Source organism: Gilliamella sp. B2969 (genome assembly GCF_026536195.1).
Lineage (GTDB): Bacteria > Pseudomonadota > Gammaproteobacteria > Enterobacterales > Orbaceae > Gilliamella.
The window spans coordinates 1-22,773 of record NZ_JAFNOP010000015.1 but is presented as its reverse complement, the minus strand read 5'-3'; the positions used below and the strand labels follow the sequence as shown (position 1 = coordinate 22,773).

16 protein-coding genes are annotated in these 22,773 nt (G+C 38.1%); 15 read left to right on the top strand and 1 reads right to left on the bottom strand.

Annotation, left to right across the window (positions count from 1 at the left end):
- Positions 1–4 precede the first annotated feature (4 nt).
- The 11 genes from parC to J3U66_RS12000 all read left to right on the top strand — a co-directional run bounded on the left by parC (position 5) and on the right by J3U66_RS12000 (position 17,760).
- Positions 5–2,233, top strand: coding sequence for a DNA topoisomerase IV subunit A (gene parC, locus J3U66_RS12050; protein ID WP_267334532.1), 2,229 nt, complete (start codon positions 5–7; stop codon positions 2,231–2,233).
- A 1-nt stretch (position 2,234) separates the two neighbouring features.
- Positions 2,235–3,089 (top strand): co-chaperone DjlA, encoded by an 855-nt coding sequence (djlA, locus tag J3U66_RS12045; RefSeq protein ID WP_267334530.1) that lies wholly within the window; start codon positions 2,235–2,237, stop codon positions 3,087–3,089.
- A 14-nt stretch (positions 3,090–3,103) separates the two neighbouring features.
- A complete protein-coding gene (locus tag J3U66_RS12040) occupies positions 3,104–4,549 on the top strand; it encodes a TrkH family potassium uptake protein (protein WP_267334564.1) in 1,446 nt (481 codons plus the stop codon).
- Positions 4,550–5,683: 1,134 nt separating this feature from the next.
- The gene (locus J3U66_RS12035) at positions 5,684–7,246 is read left to right on the top strand and encodes a TerC family protein (RefSeq protein WP_416379618.1); all 1,563 of its coding nucleotides are present in this window, start codon (positions 5,684–5,686) and stop codon (positions 7,244–7,246) included.
- A 59-nt stretch (positions 7,247–7,305) separates the two neighbouring features.
- Positions 7,306–7,461 carry a hypothetical protein gene (locus tag J3U66_RS12030; RefSeq protein ID WP_267349128.1) on the top strand — a complete coding sequence of 52 codons (156 nt, stop codon included), beginning with the start codon at positions 7,306–7,308 and terminating at the stop codon, positions 7,459–7,461.
- A 538-nt stretch (positions 7,462–7,999) separates the two neighbouring features.
- The gene (gene ybaL / locus J3U66_RS12025; protein WP_416379744.1) at positions 8,000–9,799 is read left to right on the top strand and encodes a YbaL family putative K(+) efflux transporter; all 1,800 of its coding nucleotides are present in this window, start codon (positions 8,000–8,002) and stop codon (positions 9,797–9,799) included.
- A gap of 178 nt (positions 9,800–9,977) precedes the next feature.
- The gene (locus tag J3U66_RS12020) at positions 9,978–11,288 is read left to right on the top strand and encodes an NCS2 family permease (protein ID WP_267334526.1); all 1,311 of its coding nucleotides are present in this window, start codon (positions 9,978–9,980) and stop codon (positions 11,286–11,288) included.
- Positions 11,289–11,605: 317 nt separating this feature from the next.
- On the top strand, positions 11,606–12,925 hold the full coding sequence (gene xylA, locus J3U66_RS12015) for a xylose isomerase (protein WP_267334524.1): 1,320 nt from the start codon (positions 11,606–11,608) through the stop codon (positions 12,923–12,925).
- Positions 12,926–12,995: 70 nt separating this feature from the next.
- Complete coding sequence (xylB, locus tag J3U66_RS12010) at positions 12,996–14,453, top strand: xylulokinase (protein ID WP_267334522.1); 1,458 nt, start codon at positions 12,996–12,998, stop codon at positions 14,451–14,453.
- A 406-nt stretch (positions 14,454–14,859) separates the two neighbouring features.
- On the top strand, positions 14,860–16,506 hold the full coding sequence (locus tag J3U66_RS12005; protein WP_267334520.1) for a family 43 glycosylhydrolase: 1,647 nt from the start codon (positions 14,860–14,862) through the stop codon (positions 16,504–16,506).
- A gap of 15 nt (positions 16,507–16,521) precedes the next feature.
- Positions 16,522–17,760, top strand: coding sequence for an MFS transporter (locus tag J3U66_RS12000; protein ID WP_416379745.1), 1,239 nt, complete (start codon positions 16,522–16,524; stop codon positions 17,758–17,760).
- An 87-nt stretch (positions 17,761–17,847) separates the two neighbouring features.
- Here J3U66_RS12000 and J3U66_RS11995 read toward each other — a convergent pair whose 3' ends face one another.
- Positions 17,848–19,032, bottom strand: a complete 1,185-nt coding sequence (locus J3U66_RS11995; RefSeq protein ID WP_267349125.1) for a XylR family transcriptional regulator — start codon at positions 19,030–19,032, stop codon at positions 17,848–17,850.
- Positions 19,033–19,464: 432 nt separating this feature from the next.
- Here J3U66_RS11995 and rpsL point away from each other — a divergent pair, with 432 nt between their 5' ends.
- The 4 genes from rpsL to J3U66_RS11975 all read left to right on the top strand — a co-directional run.
- The gene (rpsL, locus tag J3U66_RS11990) at positions 19,465–19,839 is read left to right on the top strand and encodes a 30S ribosomal protein S12 (protein ID WP_034883792.1); all 375 of its coding nucleotides are present in this window, start codon (positions 19,465–19,467) and stop codon (positions 19,837–19,839) included.
- A gap of 99 nt (positions 19,840–19,938) precedes the next feature.
- Positions 19,939–20,409, top strand: coding sequence for a 30S ribosomal protein S7 (rpsG, locus tag J3U66_RS11985; RefSeq protein WP_065633265.1), 471 nt, complete (start codon positions 19,939–19,941; stop codon positions 20,407–20,409).
- 108 nt (positions 20,410–20,517) lie between these two features.
- Positions 20,518–22,620: an elongation factor G gene (gene fusA, locus J3U66_RS11980; RefSeq protein WP_065633264.1), complete on the top strand. Its 2,103-nt coding sequence runs from the start codon at positions 20,518–20,520 to the stop codon at positions 22,618–22,620.
- A gap of 68 nt (positions 22,621–22,688) precedes the next feature.
- A partial coding sequence (locus J3U66_RS11975) for a GTP-binding protein (RefSeq protein ID WP_010312103.1) occupies positions 22,689–22,773 on the top strand: 85 nt, incomplete at its 3' end.

Below are 22,773 nucleotides of genomic sequence, written 5' to 3'. Positions count from 1 at the left end.
AATAATGAGTGAGATAACTCATGACGGAGTAGAAGTTCAATCGCTACGTACCTTTACTGAAAGCGCTTATTTAAACTACTCGATGTATGTCATTATGGACCGTGCACTGCCGTTTATTGGTGACGGTTTAAAACCGGTACAACGCCGTATTGTTTATGCCATGTCAGAATTAGGGCTTAATGCTCAAGCTAAATTTAAAAAGTCAGCACGTACCGTTGGTGACGTTTTAGGTAAATATCACCCACATGGTGATAGTGCCTGTTATGAAGCGATGGTATTAATGGCTCAGCCATTTTCCTACCGTTATCCTTTAGTTGACGGACAAGGTAACTGGGGGGCGCCAGATGATCCCAAATCCTTTGCCGCTATGCGTTATACCGAATCACGCTTATCGAAATATGCTGAACTGCTATTAGGCGAGTTAGGACAAGGCACGGTCGATTATACCCCTAACTTCGATGGTACATTACAAGAACCGAAAATGTTACCAGCTAGATTACCCAATATTTTATTAAATGGTACCACCGGTATTGCAGTAGGGATGGCAACTGACATACCACCGCATAATATCCGTGAAGTGGCTAATGCCGCTATTATGTTAGCCGATAATCCTAAAGCAACACTGAGTGAAGTGATGGCTCACATTAAAGGACCAGATTTTCCAACTGAAGCCGAGATTATTACTTCGCCAGAAGATATTGCAAAGATTTATCAAACTGGACGTGGATCAATTCGCATGCGTGCCGTTTGGAAAAAAGAAGACGGTGATATTGTTATTACTGATCTACCACACCAAGTTTCAGGTGCAAAAATATTAGAACAAATCGCCGCACAAATGCGAGCGAAAAAACTGCCGTTAATTGAAGATTTACGTGATGAGTCAGATCATGAAAATCCAACGCGTCTAGTGATTGTGCCGCGATCCAATCGCGTTGATTTAGAACAAGTGATGAATCATCTATTTGCGACAACCGATCTGGAAAAAAGCTATCGTGTTAATATGAACATGATTGGGCTTGATAACCGCCCAGCAGTGAAAGGCTTAGTTGAAATTCTTACCGAATGGCTAGAGTATCGCCGTAATACCGTAACCAGACGTTTAAACTATCGTTTAGACAAGGTTTTAAAACGCCTTCATATTTTAGATGGTTTATTAATAGCTTTTTTAAATATTGATGAAGTTATTGAAATTATTCGACATGAAGACGATCCAAAAGAAGAATTGATTAAACGATTTGCCTTAAGTGAAACACAAGCAGAAGCGATTTTAGAGTTAAAACTGCGTCATTTAGCAAAATTAGAAGAGATGCGCATCAAAGGCGAACAAGCTGATCTAGCTAAAGAACGCGATCAACTACAAGCTCTACTTGACTCACCAAGAAAACTCAGTAATTTAATCAAAAAAGAGTTACAGCAAGATGCTGAAAAGTATGGCGACGATCGCCGTTCGCCAATTGTTGAACGTAGCGAAGCGAAAGCGATTACCGAACAAGAATTAACACCGTCCGAACCCGTTACTATTGTGCTGTCCGAAATGGGCTGGGTAAGAGCGGCAAAAGGTCATGATATCGATCCCGTTGGGCTAAGTTATAAAGCGGGAGACAGCTTCAAAGCGGCAGCCAAAGGTAAAAGTAATCAACCGGTTGTCTTTATTGATTCTACTGGTCGCAGCTACGCCATTGAACCCAATACATTACCATCTGCTCGAGGTCAAGGCGAACCGCTTACCGGAAAATTGGCTCTCCCTGCTGGGGCAATAGTTGAACATGTCCTTATGTCAGCTAATGAAAATCAAAAATTATTACTAGCATCAAGTGCAGGTTATGGTTTTATTTGTCAATTTAGTGATTTAGTTGCGCGCAATCGTAATGGTAAAGCTATCATTAATTTATCTAATCAGGCTCAGGTATTACCACCTATTGAAATTACTGATGAAGCAAGCTTACTGTTATCTATCACTAAAGCTGGGCGTATGTTAATTTTTCCGGTAAAAGATTTACCCGAATTAGCCAAAGGCAAAGGTAATAAAATTATTTCACTTGCCGGTAGTGATGATAGTTTAGCGTATATGATGTTAATCACACCAACAACATCAATAACCTTACATGTTGGTAAACGCAAACTAACGCTTTATCCTGCTGATTTACAAAAATTTACCGCAGAACGCGCGCGTAAAGGTAGTGCTTTACCTCGCGGGCTACAAAAAATAGATCGAATTGAGGTGAACGAATAATATGTCTTTTATTTGGGCGATTATTACAGGCTTTGTGTTAAGCATTGTCTTAAAAACAAGTTGGGGGTTTATACTGGGTCTTTTTATTGGCCCTATGCTTTATCAAGCATTTTGCAATAAATTAACCAATCAACGAACCCAAGCAAATCCAACGCTCTATTTAACCGTTGTTTTTGAAGTATTGGGACATTTAAGTAAAGCTAAAGGTGTGGTGACCCAAGATGATATCAATCTAGCTCGCCAATTTATGGATAGATTACAACTTGATAATAACAGCCGCCAGTTAGCTCAAGAATCATTCAATCGCGGTAAAGCTAGTGATTACCCACTACGTTCACGTTTGGCTGAACTCTATGCACAATATCGTTACCGACGTAATGTGTTAAATATTTTTTGTGAACAACTCATTCAAGCCGCGCTGGTTGACGGTCAATTGGATGATAAAGAGTTAGACATTCTTTTTATTGTAGCAGATGAATTCAATATACCTCGTCAGCAAATGGCAGCGTATATCAAAATGATGATGGCGAGCTATCATTTTGGTCAAAATAGTTATAGTTATTCTCAAAATCAGTACAACCAACATAGTCAATATAATCAGAACAATAATTATGGTGGTTACCAAGGTCGCTCGACTCAATCAGATTTGCAAAATGCTTACAAAATTTTGGGCGTTGAGCCAACAGCTGAGATCTCAGAAATTAAACGCGCTTATCGTAAATTAATGAATGAGCATCATCCAGATAAACTAGTATCAAAAGGTTTACCGAAAGAGATGTTAGAAGCGGCTAAAAAACGTGCGCAAGAAATTCAAGCCGCTTATGATCTTATTAAAGCATCCCGAGGATTTAAGTAGAGACTATCATTATGATGCATTGGCGTTCAATTATCAGAATCGTTGGATTGTTAATAGCCTTATTATCGATATTTATGCTTTTACCGGCATTAGTCGCGTTAATTTATCGTGACGGTGCGGGAGCGATTTTTGTCCGTTCATTTTTCGCATCATTAGTTTTAGGTTGTGTTTTATGGCTTCCTAATCGAAATCATCGCCATGAACTTACTACGCGTGAAGGTTTTTTTATTGTTGTACTATTTTGGTTAGTATTAGGGACTATCGGCGCTTTTCCCTTTATTTTTGACAACCATATCAACCTTAACTTAACCACAGCTTTTTTTGAATCGTTTTCTAGCTTGACCACAACGGGCGCAACCACTATTGTGCATCTTGACCATCTACCTAAAGCACTACTTTTTTACCGTCAGTTGCTACAATGGCTCGGCGGGATGGGTATCATCGTATTAGCCGTAGCCATTTTACCATTATTAGGGGTTGGGGGCATGCAGCTTTATCGGGCCGAAATTCCTGGCCCACAAAAAGATAGTAAAATGCGACCACGTATTGCCGAAACAGCAAAAACACTGTGGTCAATTTACATTTTGCTCACCACCTTATGTGCTGTTTGCTTATGGCTTGCTGGCATGAATGTATTTGATGCCATTTCACACAGTTTCTCGACGATTTCGATGGGCGGATTTTCAACTCATGATAATAATCTAGCTTATTTTAATAGCCCGGCCATTAATTATATTGTGACCATTTTTCTAATTTTATCGGGTTGTAATTTTGCACTACATTTTGCGGCACTAAATGGGTTTTCTATCAGTGTTTATTGGCGAGATCAAGAGTTTAGAACCTTCCTTTTTATTCTTATAATTTTAATTATTATCTGTGCTTTTGTTATTTATGTCTATCAACCACAACGCCATCTAAGTATTGATAAAATTATATTACAAGTAGTCTCAATAGCCGCAACCGTTGGCTTTACGGTTGATGATATTAATACTTGGCCGTCTTCATTACCTATTTTCTTACTCTCTGCATCATTTATCGGTGGCTGCGCTGGTTCTACCGGTGGTGGATTAAAGGTAGTGCGTGTATTGTTACTTTTTATGCAAGGATCGCGTGAATTAAAGCGTTTAATTCACCCTAACGCAATTTATACCTTAAAACTCAATAACCGCGTCGTACCCGAACGTATCATCGAAGCGGTTTGGGGATTCTTTTCTGCCTATGCGTTAGTCTTTTTAATCAGTCTATTTATAATTATGGGCACAGGCGTTGATGCAACTGATTCTTTTTACATTGTCTCCTCATCCCTAAATAACTTAGGTGTTGGGTTAGGTAGTGTTAGCGATAACTTTGCAACTGTTAGTGATTTAGTTAAATGGGTAATGGTTGTCGATATGTTATTTGGCCGATTAGAAATCTTCACCTTGTTAGTATTATTTACGCCAACGTTCTGGCGCAGCTAAGGATTGGTGATTTTTGTCAGGAATCATTTCTACTTATCCATCAAATATGTTTTTTAAATTTCTTAATTTCTTAAAAGAGATTTTTTTGTTTGGTTTGGGTTTCGGACATTAGTCGTTTTGCTGATTTTTCTTTTTTAGTGAACACGTCCGAGTTAGGGGATTTTTTGCGAAATCCCCTAACAACCCCTCGCAGCACAAGGACAAAGTGGTCTGCGACTTCCCTCCGCCTTCGTGCGGTCTTACGCACCGCCGCTGATTTGTTCCTGACAAAACAGCGCCTTGCCAAACATCCCTGTTTGGCATGCTAACCGCGCTCAGTTGTCGGCACGTTGTAATTGCGCGGATATGAGCTTTAATAAGCGTCTTAGCTTATTGATGCAGAATTTTCGAGATTTAGAGTTCTATACTAAAACCCCCATTTTCCTTAGATTTTTTTGTTTGGTTTGGGTTTCGGACGTTAGTCGTTTTGCTGATTTTTCTTATCTGTAAACACGTCCGAGTTAGGGGATTTTTTGCGAAGTCCCCTAACAACCCCTCGCAGCACAAGGACAAAGTGGTCTGCGACTTCCCTCCGCCTTCGTGCGGTCTTACGCACCGCCGCTGATTTGTTCCTGACAAAACAGCGCCTTGCCAAACATCCCTGTTTGGCATGCTAACCGCACTCAGTTGTCGGCACGTTGTAATTGCGCGGATATGAGCTTTAATAAGCGTCTTGGCTTATTGATGCAGAATTTTAGGAATTCGAAGCGCTATACTAACACCCCAATTTTCCTTAGATTTTTTTGTTTGGTTTGGGTTTCGGACGTTAGTCGTTTTGCTGATTTTTCTTTTCAGTGAATACGTCCGAGTTAGGGGATTTTTTGCAAAATCCCCTAACACCTCCTCTTTACTCGGACCCCATTATCGTTATGAAAAAATCACTGAACCAAAAACCTCACCCTACCCCAAAATCACCCAATCTCGTTCAAAACTTCAAAGAAACACCTACATTAAAGTAAAAAACCGCCCCACTCTTAATCACAAAACTACTAAATTTTGACAAAAATTATAAATATTTTATTGATTATTTAGTCAATTACAGACAGAATTACTAGGCAGCATGTGCTGTATTTATTAGAGGTAATCACCTGACATATGGAATGGATCATGGATCCTACAATCTGGATTGGTTTATCTACTCTGGTTGTACTTGAAATCGTCCTTGGTATTGATAACATTGTTTTCATTGCCATTCTTGCCGAGAAACTTCCTCCCCAACAACGAGATAAAGCACGCGTCACGGGACTTGCTTTTGCATTAATTACACGCATTATTTTACTAATGTTTGCCGGCTGGTTAGTCACCCTTACAACGCCATTATTTTCAATCTCAGGAATAAGTTTTAATGCACGCCAATTAATTATGTTAATTGGAGGGATATTTTTACTATTTAAAGCCACCATGGAGCTCAATGAACGACTTGAAGGTGCTTCACAGGAAGATGGCAAACCGAAAAAAACATCTCATTTTTGGACCGTTGTTGCACAAATTGTCGTACTTGATGCGGTATTTTCGCTCGATTCGGTGATTACTGCTGTTGGGATGGTAGAACATATTCCAGTCATGATAATTGCAGTATGTATAGCAATTGGAATCATGATGGTCGCCAGTAAACCGCTTGCCAATTTTGTTAATTCACATCCAACAATCGTTATCCTCTGTTTAAGTTTTCTATTGATGATTGGGTTTAGTTTAGTTGCTGAAGGGTTTGGTTTTGCAATACCTAAAGGTTACTTATACGCCGCAATTGGCTTCTCGATTATGATTGAATTTTTCAATCAATTAGCGATCTTTAATCGCCGTAAAGCGTTAAACAAAAAACCATTACGTGAACGCACTGCCGAAGCCATATTACATTTACTTAAAGGCGATGCCGAAGAAGATCCAGACACGCATACCGTTGATGTTGTATCTGATGCCAATAAAAAAGTATCAGTATTTAATCATCAAGAACTGAGTATGGTTGAACGAGTACTCGGACTTGCACAGCGTTCGGTAAGCAGTATTATGACCTCGAGATTAAATGTTGATATGATCAACATTAATGAAAATCGTGAAGTTATTTTAAAAGAAATTTTCGATAATCCACATTCTCGATTAGTGGTGACTGATACAGCTTCAATTGATGAACCATTAGGTATTATTCAGGTTAATGATCTTTTAAAAGATGTGCTACAAAACAAAGAGCCGATTGATATTAATGCACTAATAAAACAACCCCTGATTTTTCCAGAAACAGTCTCGTTATTAGTTGCGTTAGAGCAATTTAAAAAAGCTAAAACCCATTTTGCCTTTGTAGTTGATGAATTTGGTTCAATGCAAGGTGTTGTGACTGTCACAGATATTATTGAAACCATCGCGGGGGACTTTCCAACCGAAGAAGAGGAAATCGACGCCAAACATGATATTCAATGCTTAGAGGATAATAGTTGGATAGCCAATGGTTATATTCCTGTTGAAGAATTGATACGATTTGTCCCAATCCCTATTGATGATAAAAGAGAATATCATACATTAGCGGGACTTTTGATGGAAAAAGCGCAGCATTTGCTTAATGTTGGCGATACCATCCAAATTGGCGATTATCAATTTGAAATTGCCGAGGTAGAAAGTCACCGTATTCTTAAAGTCAAAATTACACTGAACAAACCGGCATAACACAATTAGCATAAAATGAGTTAGCCCACCTAAGTGGGCTAAAACTAAGTTAACTCCTCATGAAAGTGCAATTGTTACCTATCGAACCAATCACAAATGGTTTGGTCCCCTACCCAAGCAAGACTCAATCCCCCTTTTTTAAAGCGATTGAAACGACCAAAGTAGACAGTCATCGTATTCTTAAAGTCAAAATTACACTGAACAAACCGGCATAACACAATTAGCATAAAATGAGTTAGCCCACCTAAGTGGGCTAAAACTAAGTTAACTCCTCATGAAAGTGCACTTGTTACCTATCGAACCAACCACAAATGGTTTGGTCACCCTACCCAAGCAAGACTCAATCCCCCTTTTTTAAAGCGATTGAAACGACCAAAGTAGACAGTCACCGTATTCTTAAGGTTAAAATGACACTGAACAAACCGGCATAACACAGTTAGCATAAAATGCATTAGCCCACCTAAGTGGGCTAAAACTAAGTTAACTCTTGATTAAAAAGCGCCGTTTGTTTATCCAATCAAAGCTACATCGTTTAACTGTCCGACTTAAAGCATAAAATAGTTAAATTGCCGATTTTATTTGAGAGCAAGTATTCCTATCAAAGAACAGTAAATAAAGCTTAAACCAAACTATTTACCTGTTACAGTGATTGGTGAATAACTGTATCTATTAATTCAAAAAATCATCATGTTATGTTAACATTAACACACTCCATACTTTCAAACTCACCCTTTACAAAGCTAGGAGGTATACATGCATGACACCGGGCCTTTACTCATTGCCATCATCGGCGGCATTGTACTTGCCACCCTACTTGGATTACTCGCTAATCGTTTACGTATTTCCCCGCTAGTCGGTTATCTTATTGCCGGTATTATTGTTGGCCCCACAACACCTGGATTTGTTGCAGATACATCAATTGTGCAAGAACTAGCAGAAATTGGCATTATTTTATTAATGTTTGGTGTAGGGTTACACTTTTCATTAAAAGATCTTATGCAAGTAAAAAACATTGCTATTCCCGGTGCAATTGTTCAAATTACCGTTGCCACATTACTTGGAATGGGTATGTCTAGCTTGATTGGATGGCCGATTTTAACGGGATTAGTGTTTGGGCTGTGCTTATCTACTGCAAGTACAGTTGTATTACTCAGAGCCCTAGAAGATCGAAATCTGATAGAGAGTCGTCGCGGTAAAATTGCAGTGGGATGGCTAATTGTGGAAGATTTGGTCATGGTGTTAACGTTAGTATTGCTACCGGCGATTGCTACCATGTTTAGTGATAGCGATAACTATAATACAATCGATATTGTCAAAGAAGTCGCCAAAACTATAGGTCTTGTAATTCTTTTTATCGCTATCATGATTGTAATTGGTCGACGAACAATTCCTTGGCTATTAGCCAAAAGTGCCGCAACAGGTTCTGAAGAGCTGTTCACACTAACCGTACTTGCTATTGCTTTAGGTATTGCTTTAGCAGCAGTACAACTGTTTGGCGCTTCATTTGCATTGGGCGCTTTTTTTGCCGGAATGGTATTAACTGAATCAGATCTCAGCCATCGGGCCGCTAAAAATATCTTGCCATTAAAAGATGCCTTTGCCGTACTATTTTTTGTTTCAGTTGGAATGTTATTCAAACCCCAAATATTACTGATTCATCCTATTGCCGTATTGTCGGTTATTGTAATAATCATTTTAGGCAAATCACTTGCTGCATATTTGATAGTCAGATTATTTGGTTATTCTAAACGCACCGCTTTAACTATTTCAGCAAGTCTGGCGCAAATTGGTGAGTTTGCTTATATTCTTGCGGCATTAGGTATCACTTTACAGATCTTTCCTGATGAAGCGCATAGCCTAATTTTAGCTGGTTCTATCATATCTATTGTGCTAAATCCCTTCATATTTAATTTGCTCGAATACTACTTATCACGCACTGAAAACATTGTTGATAGAATGATTGATCCCATTATTGAAATTAACCAACAAATACCCGAGGTTAAAAACCATGCTATTTTAATTGGCTATGATAGATTAGGTAGTATGATTGCCGAAAAATTAATTGCCCATCACGTGCCGTTTATTGTGATCGAGCCGTCACTAACTTTAGTTGAAAAAATTCGCCATGATGGATTAATTGCGGTATTTGGTAATGCAATAAAGCCGGGGATCCTCAATTTTGCTCATATCAAATCAGCCAAATGGTTAATTATTACCTCGCCAAATGGCTATAAATCAGCAGAAATATCACAACAGGCAAAAACGGTGAATCCTGATTTAGAAATTTATGTACGAGCATTTTACGAAGATGAAATCGAATATATTGAAGAACATGGTGCAACCAAAGTTGTTACCGGTGAAGAAGAGATTGCAAATCACCTTTTACAGTTTCTTAATATTGATAAAGAACATGAAACAAATAATCAATATCAAGTTAGTCAAACCATGTCGATTGATATGGAAACTTCAAATACTAACAATAATTTAAAAGTTAAAATAGATATTCCGGTAAATGCTAATCTTGCCGCAGGAAATGGTAGTCCGATAGAATAACACTTGACCTAAATAAATAACTGGCAATAATAACGCAGTAAAAACTCTGTTTATTGTAAGATGTGGAGCGAATACTTCGCATCTTTTCTATTTTTGGCTTACAAAAATTTTAGATAAACACAGCAAAAACACACTAAATGCACATTGACTATTATCAATCAAAATTAGGCCTTAACTTATGAATTCAATATTCGAAAAAGTATTTCAATTGAGAGAGAAAAAAACCACCATTGGCACCGAAATCATTGCTGGTTGTACCACCTTTCTTACTATGGTTTATATCATCTTTGTTAACCCGTCTATCTTATCTGCAACCGGCATGGATACTTCTGCGGTATTTGTTCTCACCTGTGTGGTGACAGCTGTTGCCACTATTTTAATGGGTTTATTTGCCAATTTACCAATCGCATTAGCCCCCGCGATGGGACTTAACGTATTTTTTGCTTATGGGATTTGCGGCGCAATGGGCTATTCCTGGCAAATTGGCATGGGCGCGATATTTTGGGGTTCTTTAGTCTTTTTCGCTTTATCACTATTTAAAGTACGTCATTGGTTAATTGAGCATATTCCACAATGTTTACGAGTAGGAATTAGCGCAGGTATTGGACTATTTATTGCCTTTATGGGCTTCCAAAATATGGGCATAGTCGTGAGTTCACCGGCAACACTCTTAACCATGGGCAATATCTTATCACTCAAAGTCTTATTAGGCTCTCTTGGTTTTTTTATTATTATTATTTTAGCAGCGCGCAATTTTCATGCAGCGGTTTTAATTTCAATATTTGTAGTCACCCTACTGGCGTTATGGCTTGATCCTAATATTACGTATCAAGGTGTAGCGGCAGTGCCACCGAGTGTCGCACCAGTTGTTGGTCATGTCGATCTTGCTGGCTCATTCAACATTGGTATTATGGGTGTGATTTTTTCAGTGATGATTGTTAGCTTATTTGATTCATCAGGCACAATTTTAGCCTTAACCGACAAAGCAGGCATTTCGGACGAAAAAGGACGCTTTCCTAAAATGCGTCAAGCACTATTAATCGATAGCTTTAGCTCATCTCTAGGTGGATTATTTGGTACATCTTCAGTATTAACTTATATTGAAAGTTCTGCGGGTATTTCGGTTGGTGGACGGACTGGCTTAACAGCTGTTGTGGTTGGAATCTTATTCTTACTGATGACCTTTTTATCACCGCTTGCACATTTAGTACCAAGTTATGCCACATCTGGCGCACTCATATTTGTCGGTATTTTAATGGTTTCAAGTTTAGTCAAAGTTAACTGGTCTGATTTAACCGATGCAACGCCTGCATTTATTACCGCTTTGATGATGCCTTTTGCCTTTGCAATTACTGAAGGTGTTGCGCTTGGTTTTATCTCCTATGTGGTATTAAAAACCTGTACAGGTAAATTTAAAGAACTCAATCTTTGTGTAATTATTTTTGCATTATTGTTCGCATTAAAATTTATCTTTATTGATCATCACTAATTTAAACAGCTATTGCTACGATTAACACCGTAGTAATAGCTTAGTTACTTACCAACCAGCTAATCTTCAAAAATCCGCATTATTCAGTCAAAAAAATCATTCATTACCAAACATGTCACTAGACGTGCTTATAGAGTTTGATCTGCATCACAAAAATAAAAAAACATAAAATAATTACAAAATTTAATAATTGTCGTTAGTTTCAAATTTAATGCATATTGATTACAACGTATTAACACAACTGTGCTTAACACTAAATTAAAACAAGCAAAGATAACTCTCTCATTAACTTATTAGGCATCATTTAGAGGAATATTATGAATCAATATTACGACAAAATAGATAGAATCAACTATGAAGGAACACAATCAGATAATCCTTTTGCATTTCGACATTATGATCCAAACCAGATAATTTTAGGTAAAACAATGGCTGAACATTTACGTTTTTCAATCTGCTATTGGCATACATTTTGTTGGGCAGGTACCGATATGTTTGGTTCTGGTTCGTTTGATTATCCTTGGCAAAAAAGTAGTGATCCTTTAATCAATGCTAAAGCAAAAGCCGAGATTGCTTTTGAGTTTTTCTACAAAATGAATGTTCCTTTTTATGCTTTTCATGACGTGGATGTTTCACCTGAGGGGAGTTCAATTCAAGAATACATCAATAATTTATCCACGATGACTGACATTTTGCTAGAAAAACAACAACAAACGGGCGTTAACCTACTTTGGGGTACAGCAAATTGTTTCACTAATCCGAAATATGCAGCGGGTGCAGCAACTAATCCTGATCCAGAAGTTTTTGCTTGTGCTGCAACGCAAGTTGTCCATGCGATGAATGCCACACATAAACTTGGTGGACAAAATTATGTGCTATGGGGAGGTCGTGAAGGCTATGAAACACTTTTAAATACCGATCTGCGTAAAGAAAGACAACAACTGGGTAAATTTATGCAATTGGTTGTTGAAAACAAACATAAAATTGGTTTCAAAGGTGCGTTACTAATCGAACCTAAACCTCAAGAGCCCACCAAACATCAGTATGATTATGATGTTGCCACTATTTATGGCTTCTTAAAACAATTTGGACTAGAAAACGAGATAAAAGTTAACATCGAAGCTAATCATGCCACTCTTGCTGGTCACTCTTTTCAACATGAAGTTGCCTCAGCTATCTCTCTTGATATTTTTGGTTCGCTTGATGCCAATCGAGGCGATCCGCAATTAGGTTGGGATACCGATCAATTTCCAAATAGTGTCGAAGAAAATACTCTTGTCATGTATGAAATCCTAAAAAGCGGTGGCTTTAAAACAGGTGGGCTAAATTTTGACGCCAAAATTCGTCGTCAAAGCGTTGATAAGTACGATGTCTTTTATGGTCATATTGGTGCCATTGATACTATGGCGTTATCATTAAAAAATGCGGCAAAAATGCTCGAAAGCCAAATATTAAACCAATGTGTTACCAATCGTTATGCCGGTTGGGATAAACAACTGGGTAACGATATATTACAGGGAAAAATGTCATTACAACAAATTGCAGAGTATAGTCTAAAACATAAATTACAACCAAAAACACGTAGTGGTGAGCAAGAAAAACTTGAAAACTTAGTCAATAAGTTCATTTTTGGCTAATCGTTAGGCAACATAAGTTTATTAGGGCTACAAACCCGTAGCCTTAATAAACATTGTAGTGGAGAAATATATGTATATTGGTATTGATTTAGGTACTTCCGGTATAAAAGTCATTCTTATGGATGAACAGCAAAACATTATCGCATCGACAACACAACCTCTTAGCGTGTCTCGCCCTTTTCCGCTTTGGTCAGAACAAGATCCAAATCAATGGTGGCAAGCGACTAATATAGCAATGCATGAGCTTGGTTCACTGCATGATTTACAACACGTTAAAGCGATTGGTTTAAGTGGGCAAATGCATGGCGCAGTATTATTAGATAAACAATTGCAAATTTTAAGACCAGCCATCTTATGGAATGATGGCCGCTGCGATGCCGAGTGTCATCAATTAGAACAGCAAGTCCCGAATTCAAGAAAAATTACCGGTAATTTAATGATGGCTGGCTTTACTGCGCCTAAAATCAAATGGGTTAAAAATCATGAGCCAGACATTTTTGCCAAAATCGATAAAGTACTCCTGCCTAAAGATTATTTACGTCTTAACATTACCGGACAATTGGCATCAGACATGTCAGATTCAGCCGGTACCATGTGGTTAGATGTTGAAAAACGTGATTGGAATGATGATCTATTAGCCGCTTGCGGACTAAGCAGGCATCATATGCCGACGCTATTTGAAGGTAATCAAATCACCGGTTATGTCAACGATAAAGTTGCAAAAAGCTGGGGAATAAATACCATTCCGGTGGTTGCTGGTGGCGGTGATAATGCAGCTGGCGCAATTGGTGTTGGGCTCTATCAATCAGGGCAAGCGATGTTATCACTTGGCACCTCGGGCGTCTACTTTGCTGTCACAGATCATTTTGTTAGTCAACCAGAACAGGCCATTCACAGTTTTTGTCATGCATTACCAGATCGTTGGCATCTTATGTCCGTAATGTTAAGCTGTGCATCTTGCCTTGATTGGGGCTGCCAATTATTATCAATCAAAGATGTACCTACGCTAATTTCATTAATTCAAACCGATCAAACTGATGCTAAACCTCCCGTCCAATTTTTACCTTATTTATCTGGCGAAAGAACGCCACATAATAATCCTGAAGCGAAAGGCGTATTTTTTGGCTTAACTAATCAGCACAACAAAGTAGACTTAGCTAAAGCCATATTGTTAGGTGTCAGTTACGCACTGGCTGACGGTATCGATGTCGTTGCGAAAACCGGCATTTCGCCCGATAAAATAATGGTAATTGGTGGCGGGGCAAAAAGTGCCTACTGGCGACAATTAATCTGTGATATTTCTGGTTATCCTATTGAATATTGTGAAGGCGGTGAAGTCGGCCCAGCATTAGGGGCAGCTAAACTAGCCCAAATTGCTTGCCATCCAGATACCCCTATAAACGAATTATTACCTTCACCAAAAGTAATTCAACTGCATCAACCGAATCGTGACAATTATCAGTTATATCAACAACAACGCGCTATTTTTAGACAGATTTATCAGCAACTAAAACCACTCATGTGTTAATGATTCATCAAAGGGGAAGGAATCACGTTATCTTCCCCCTTTATTTTCACTATCGAAAACCAATCATATCAATACCTAAGTAAATCGCTCTTCCCAATAAAAAGGCGTTAACATAACATTATTGTGTCAATAAACTACTGCCAACTTGGTTGGCGATTGTTACACACCACCTGTGCTAAGCAGATCTTTTTTAGAATTAAAAATCTTAATTTACCTGCCAATTTTTTTATATTTTTCAGATTGTGACAAATATCTCATAAACCAAATTTCATAAATTTAAAACCAAATTTGATAATAACAAAATAAACAGAGATAAATTATATTGAAAAGCACGTTTTAATTTATCTGTTATGCAACTTATATTTTTCATTTAGTATCAATAATTTAACGATAAGAGAAAAATAACATGCTAAAAATAAATAATCCCGTTATACCCGGTATGTCACCCGACCCATCGATTATTCGTGTCGATGATATTTATTACCTTGTAACCTCGACTTTTCATTGGCTACCAGCGATACAAATTTTTAAATCAACTGATTTAGCCAATTGGCAACTTATTGACTATGTGTTTAAACAAGGAGAAATTAATTTATCAGGAACACATACACCAGCAGGAATATGGGCCCCACATTTATCGTACGATGGCATCACCAAAAAATATTGGCTTATTTACTCTCACATGATCAATATGGCCGGACGAGAATTTAATGCCGATACCTATGTAACGTGTGCCGATAATATTCAGGGTCCTTGGTCTGCACCTATCTACATCACCTCAATAGGTTTTGATCCTGCACTGTTTCATGATGAGGATGGTAAACATTATTTAACCATTTTAGAATGGGAAACACGTCAAGGTTATCAAGCACCGGGTCATATCGTAATAGCCGAAATCGATTTAGACCATAAAAAATTAGTAAGCCCTTGGGTTCGCCTTACACAAGGTTTCACCACACGAGGCTGCGCCGAAGCACCACAACTTTATAAAAAACAGGATTATTATTATCTGTTAATCGCAGCTGGAGGGACCGGTTATGCACATGGCATTGAAATTGGGCGTAGTAAAACTATTTTTGGCCCTTACCAACCTCATCCATCATTAGAACCCATTGTGACATCTTCGCCTAATCATCTATTTTCATTGGGCGATCCTGATGCGGGTCATTTTGAAATGTATAATCCTAACTCAATCATGCAAAAAGCTGGACATGGTTCACTAGTTGAGACACAAAATGGCGATTGGTACATTGCTCATCTGATGTCCAGACCGATAAAAAACACATTACTAAATCCACTTGGACGCGAAACTTCAATCCAAAAAATGCAGTGGACTGACGACGGTTGGTTAGTCATGGCTGATGGTTCTAATTTAGCTAAAATGGATTTCGACTCTGAACTACCACTTGGTAAGCCACTCAATCACGATGTGATTGATGAGTTTGATGGATCATATTCATTACGTTTTATGACACCTTATAGAAATCAAACCACTAATTGGGTCAATAGCTATGAACGCACAAGTCATCTCAGAATATATGGGCAAAATTCGCTATTTTCTCAAGTTAATCCGGCTATCATGGCAACAAGGACCACATCGTTTAATTATCACGTTCAAACCAAAGTCGAATTCCAGCCCGAGCATTATTCACAAACGGCAGGCGTTGGGCTTTACTATGATGCCAATAATTGGATTTACTTTCACTTAACCTATAGCGAACAACTAAAAACTACCGTTCTTAGCCTTCTACAAGCAAAGTTAGGCGTTCGAATCGAGTTCACCAATCACCGTGTTGCTATACCTCATGGTGTTGTTGAACTCAAAATAGTCTATCAACAAGGTATTATTGAACTATTTTACAAACGCGATAACGCTTGGCTATCTTTCATGAGTAATTTGGATGTCCTTTACTTATCTGATGAAGGCGTTAATGGCGAGCCGGGTGAAATAGGTGGATTTACTGGCTTATTTAATTTTATTGCCTCTGTCGATAGCTATCAGCATCAATCTTATGCTGACTTTGACTATTACTATGTAATAAATAATGATTGAGATTTAAGGCGATATATTATGAAAATAACGATTCCATTAACTCGACTTATCCCTGGGCTAATCATTGGTCCTGCATCGTGGTTAGGTCCATATATTGCTGCATCAAGTCTCTTTTTACCGGCATTAATTCAACAAATTGATGAAGCCAACAAGATCCATCTATTAGCCCTATTTTCTGCCTGCGGTATGGTGATTGCGGCAATATCCAATATGCTTGCAGGCTATTTATCAGATCGAACACGCTCAAAATTTGGTAATCGCTCACCTTGGATAATTTGTGGTGGCATCGCTTTCATGCTTGCTATGATATTAGCGTCAACGGCTGATAGCATACCTTTTTTACTGGGCTGTTGGTTATTTGGTCAAATCGCATTGAATTTTATTGTTGCGCCCATGGTGGCTTGGATAGATTTTGCCGCTGACGATAGAAAAGGCACCGCATCGAGTGCCTATGGTGGGCTGGGAATGGCACTTGGTAATAATGGCTTTACCATTATTGCTGCAATGTTTTTAGGTAATTTCCGGTTTGGCTTTGTTATCTTTGGTGTGCTGGCATTTATTGGTATATTAATTGCTGTCATCATAGTGCGAGAGCCAGCTAATCTAAATCAAGCAACCACCCATCGTGCAATCAGAAAGCAAAATAGTTTTAGTGGTGCGTTAACAATTTTCCCTAAGTGGTCAATTGGACGAGACTACTACTTAGCGCTAATTGGTAAACTCTTTCAAGGTGTCAGTAATTTTACTATTGCAGGTTACTTATTATATATCATGACCGATTTTATCCACCATGATGCGCAAGCAACCCAAAATTCAATTCAGCTAATTAATTTGATTATGCTTATATTAGGCATTTTAATGGGGTTCATTGCAGGACCAATCTCCGATAAATTAAAAATTCTAAAACTACCTGTTGGACTATCCACCATCTTTTTAGGTATTGGTGCAATAAGCTTATTTATTTATCCAAACCTAAATGGTGTCCTTATTTATGCCTTCACTGCTGGTATTGGTATGGGGATCTGGAATTCACTCGACAATTTATTAAATTTAAAAGTGATTCCCGATAAAAATCGCATAGCATTCTTTTTAGGTATTTACAATCTAGGCAATACTATTACCCAAGCACTAGCGCCAATTATTGCTGCTTTTGTTATTTCAGTATTTGGCTTTTCTGCAATTTTTATCGTTTCATTGATATTTGCAACAATGGGGGGTATAGCTATATTATTGATTGGTTCAGTTAAAAAATAGTCTATTCACACCAGAAAAATTTTGTCAGTAACAAGCAATTTTTTTCTGGTGATAAAGTGATACAACCTAATTTTTATTAACGCGATATCATGATGAAGTTTTATTGACAGCATACTTATTTCTATAATCTTTAGGTGTCATTCCATAAAGCTTTTTGAATAAAAAATAAAAGTATTGTACAGAGGGGTAACCACACTGCTCAGAAATCATTTGAATCGACAGTGAAGATTCAATTAATAGGTATTTGGCTCGATTAAACTTTTCTTCATGAATGACACAATGAATTGTTTTACCTAATGACGCTTTAAAACGAAGTTCTAAGTTTGATCGAGATATTTGCATTTCAGAAATAACTTGCTCAACTTTAATTCCTTTACAAGCATAATCGCGGATATAGTGCATAGCTTGAATTACATATGGATCTTGTATTGATCGGTAATCAGTTGAGCGCCGAGCAATAATTTTTTTAGGTGCTATAAGGAGTGGTTCTGTTGAAATTTTGCCTTTTGCGAACTGTTTATTTAATAAACTTGCCGCATTAAATCCCATCTCTTCAGTCCCTTGCTTGACAGTCGATAACGACACCATCGACAAATTATTGATCACTTCTTCATTATCAATCCCAATCAAACATAACTGTTCAGGTATTTTTATTCCCACCCTATCACAAGCTTGCAAAATATGATGCGCCCTGGCGTCATTGACTGCAATAATGCCTGTATTAATCGGTAAAGTGAGTAACCATTTAGACAGTTTATCTAGGCTTTCTTGCCAATTATCCAGCGAGGTGGTCATACCTTGATATATAACCCCTTGGTAGCCTTTTTGCGCTAAGATCTGCTCAAATATTTTTTCTCTTACTGCTGCCCAGCGGCAATATCGCGTTGTTGGTATACTATAAAAAGCAAATTGATGGATGCCTTTTTCGCATAGATGATTAAACGCACTTTCGATAATGGCATAATTATCAGCGGCCACATAAGGTACGTTTGGATAGCTTACGTGATCATGGTAAGAGCTGCCAACACCAATAATAGGAATGGTTTCTTTAGCCAGCAAATCTTCAATATCCGGATCATCAAAATTGGCAATAATCCCATCACAATCAAAATGAAAAGCGGCTTTTGCATCATAACGCAGGGTTTCTGAAATATAAATATTCCAATGAATATTATGCAATTTCAAATAATCGCCTATGCCCTTTAATATTTGGCGGTCATAAATATTGTTTGCATTAAAGAGTAAAACAACTTTGTAAGATTCGCTTTTCATCGATGTTATTTGATACAGGGTAAATTCAAGATCCAGTATAATATTACCATTTTTTAATGCAAAAATTTGATTAATATAATTTTAATCTTTATCGATAAAACTATGTTAATAATTACACATAAAATACAAGTGTACCTAAACTCAAACTATCAATTACAACTAACTGTATAATAAAGACTATTTTAGTGGCTAAAAATCTTACTAAGATAAAAATAATCCGCCTACCGATGATACTCAACTATACCTAGCTAATATTGATATTAAATATGTGTTAAACCCGACAAACAACTTGTGGTAATACTTGACATTATGCCTGTTGGGGTCTAGAATCTTGCGACCCAAAACTTATATACATAGGTTTTGGTCTACAGTTATTAATTACGTATCTAAAATGCAATTTTAAATTTATTTTAATTAATCAGGAGCTTATTAATGGCAACAATTAATCAGCTGGTACGCAAACCAAGAGCCCTAAAGGAAGCGAAAAGTAACGTTCCTGCCCTTGAAGCATGCCCGCAAAAACGCGGTGTTTGTACACGTGTTTACACAACTACACCGAAAAAACCTAACTCAGCATTACGTAAAGTATGCCGTGTACGTTTAACCAACGGTTTTGAAGTGACTTCTTACATCGGTGGTGAAGGTCATAACTTACAAGAACATAGCGTGATTTTAATCCGCGGTGGTCGTGTTAAAGATTTACCTGGTGTTCGTTATCATACTGTTCGTGGTGCATTAGACTGCGCAGGTGTTAAAGATCGCAAACAAAGCCGTTCTAAATACGGTGTAAAACGACCTAAAGCTTAATGGTACTCCGTTAAGTAAGGCCAAACTATAAAATTCCATTTAACTCATTTGAGTTTTGGGTAAACCTGAAAATTTATAACATATAAACGGAGTATTCCAATGCCACGTCGTCATGTTGTCGGTCAAAGAAAAATTTTACCTGATCCGAAATTCGGTTCAGATTTACTGGCAAAATTTGTCAATATTTTAATGGTAGATGGTAAAAAATCTATCGCAGAATCAATCGTATATTCAGCTCTTGATAAATTAGCTGAGCGTAGTGGAAAAGACCACTTAGCAGCTTTCGAAGTTGCACTAGATAACGTAAGACCAACTGTAGAAGTTAAGTCTCGTCGCGTTGGTGGTTCTACATACCAAGTTCCTGTTGAAGTGCGTCCTGTTCGTCGAAATGCACTTGCAATGCGTTGGATTGTAGATGCTGCACGTAAACGTGGCGATAAATCAATGGCTTTACGCCTAGCGAATGAACTTATGGATGCTTTTGAAAACAAAGGTACCGCTGTGAAAAAACGTGAAGATGTTCATCGTATGGCTGAGGCTAATAGAGCGTTTGCACACTATCGTTGGTAATCAACCATTTATATTAAGTGGCTTGAAAATAGACTGACAGCACATATCTACTGTCAGTCCACCTAAATGATATTTTATTAAGCAAACGATTCTAAATAGAGGATTAATATGGCTCGTACAACCCCTATAGCACGCTACCGCAATATCGGTATCAGTGCACACATTGACGCAGGTAAAACGACAACAACTGAACGTATTTTGTTTTACACTGGTGTAAGTCATAAAATTGGTGAAGTTCATGATGGCGCAGCTACCATGGACTGGATGGAACAAGAACAAGAACGTGGTATTACTATCACGTCAGCGGCGACCACTGCATTCTGGTCTGGTATGGGACAACAATTTGAACCACACCGTATCAATATCATCGACACCCCGGGACACGTTGACTTCACAATCGAAGTTGAACGTTCTATGCGTGTACTTGATGGTGCAGTTATGGTTTACTGTGCGGTTGGTGGTGTTCAACCTCAATCAGAAACAGTATGGCGCCAAGCAAACAAATATAAAGTTCCACGTATCGCATTTGTAAACAAAATGGACCGTATGGGTGCTAACTTCTTACGTGTTGTAGAACAAATCAAAACACGTTTAGCAGCAGTACCTGTTCCATTAGTATTACCAATCGGTGCTGAAGAAGGATTTACTGGTGTAGTTGATTTACTTAAACGTAAAGCAATTAACTGGAACGATGCTGATCAAGGCGTAACATTTACTTATGAAGATGTGCCTGCTGACATGGTTGAGCAAGTCGAAGAATGGCGTGCTAACTTAATGGAAGCCGCAGCTGAAGCAAACGAAGAGTTAATGGAAAAATACCTTGGTGGTGAAGAGTTAACTGAAGAAGAAGTGAAAAAAGCATTACGTGAACGCGTACTTGCTAATGAAATCATCTTAGTAACTTGTGGTAGTGCCTTTAAAAATAAAGGTGTTCAATTCATGCTTGATGCAGTTGTTGAATATTTACCAGCACCGACTGATGTTCCAGCGATTAAAGGTGAATTACCAGATGGTGAACCAGCAGAACGTCATTCAAGTGATGATGAACCATTCTCATCATTAGCATTTAAAATTGCAACTGACCCATTTGTTGGTAACTTAACATTCTTCCGTGTTTACTCTGGTGTGGTTAACTCTGGTGATACTGTTCTTAACTCTGTTAAAGATAAAAAAGAACGCTTTGGTCGTATCGTTCAGATGCACGCTAACAAACGTGAAGAAATCAAAGAAGTTCGCGCTGGCGACATCGCTGCAGCAATCGGTCTTAAAGATGTAACAACAGGTGATACACTATGTGCTGAAAGCGCACCTATCATTCTTGAAAGAATGGAGTTCCCTGAACCCGTTATTTCTGTTGCAGTAGAACCAAAAACTAAAGCTGACCAAGAAAAAATGGGTCTTGCTTTAGGTCGACTAGCACAAGAAGATCCTTCATTCCGTGTACACACTGATGAAGAATCAGGTCAAACCATTATTTCTGGTATGGGTGAACTACACTTAGAAATCATCGTTGACCGTATGAAACGTGAATTTAAAGTGGAAGCAAATGTTGGTAAACCACAAGTTGCTTACCGTGAAACAATTCGCAATGAAGTTGAACAAGAAGGTAAATTTGTTCGTCAGTCTGGTGGTCGTGGTCAATATGGTCATGTATGGTTAAAAATCAAACCATTGGAAGCGGGTGGCGAAGGCTACAAATTCAACAACGAAATTGTTGGTGGTGTGGTTCCTAAAGAATACATCCCAGCAGTTGATAAAGGCTGTCAAGAACAAATGAAAAACGGTGTTCTTGCTGGTTACCCAATTGTTGATGTTGAAGTCACTATCTTTGATGGTTCTTACCATGATGTCGACTCATCAGAAATGGCATTTAAAATTGCCGGTTCAATGGCATTTAAAGAAGGCTTCATGAAAGCTAAACCTGTGCTTTTAGAACCGATTATGAAAGTAGAAGTTGAAACCCCTGAAGATTATATGGGTGACGTTATCGGTGACTTAAACCGTCGTCGTGGTATGATCGAAGGTATGGAAGATACTGCAACTGGTAAAACAGTTAAAGCACAAGTTCCACTTTCAGAAATGTTTGGTTATGCAACAGACCTTCGTTCACAAACACAAGGTCGTGCTTCTTACTCAATGGAGTTCTTGAAGTACAATGAAGCACCAACAAATATTGCAACCGCAATTATTGAAGCTCGTAAAGCGAAATAATTATTTATATAAATAAAGTAACACTTCCCTATTGAATTAGGGAAGTGGTTAAATAAAGGAACATTAAGATGTCTAAAGAAAAATTTGAACGTACAAAACCCCACGTTAACGTTGGTACAATCGGCCACGTTGACCATGGTAAAACAACTTTAA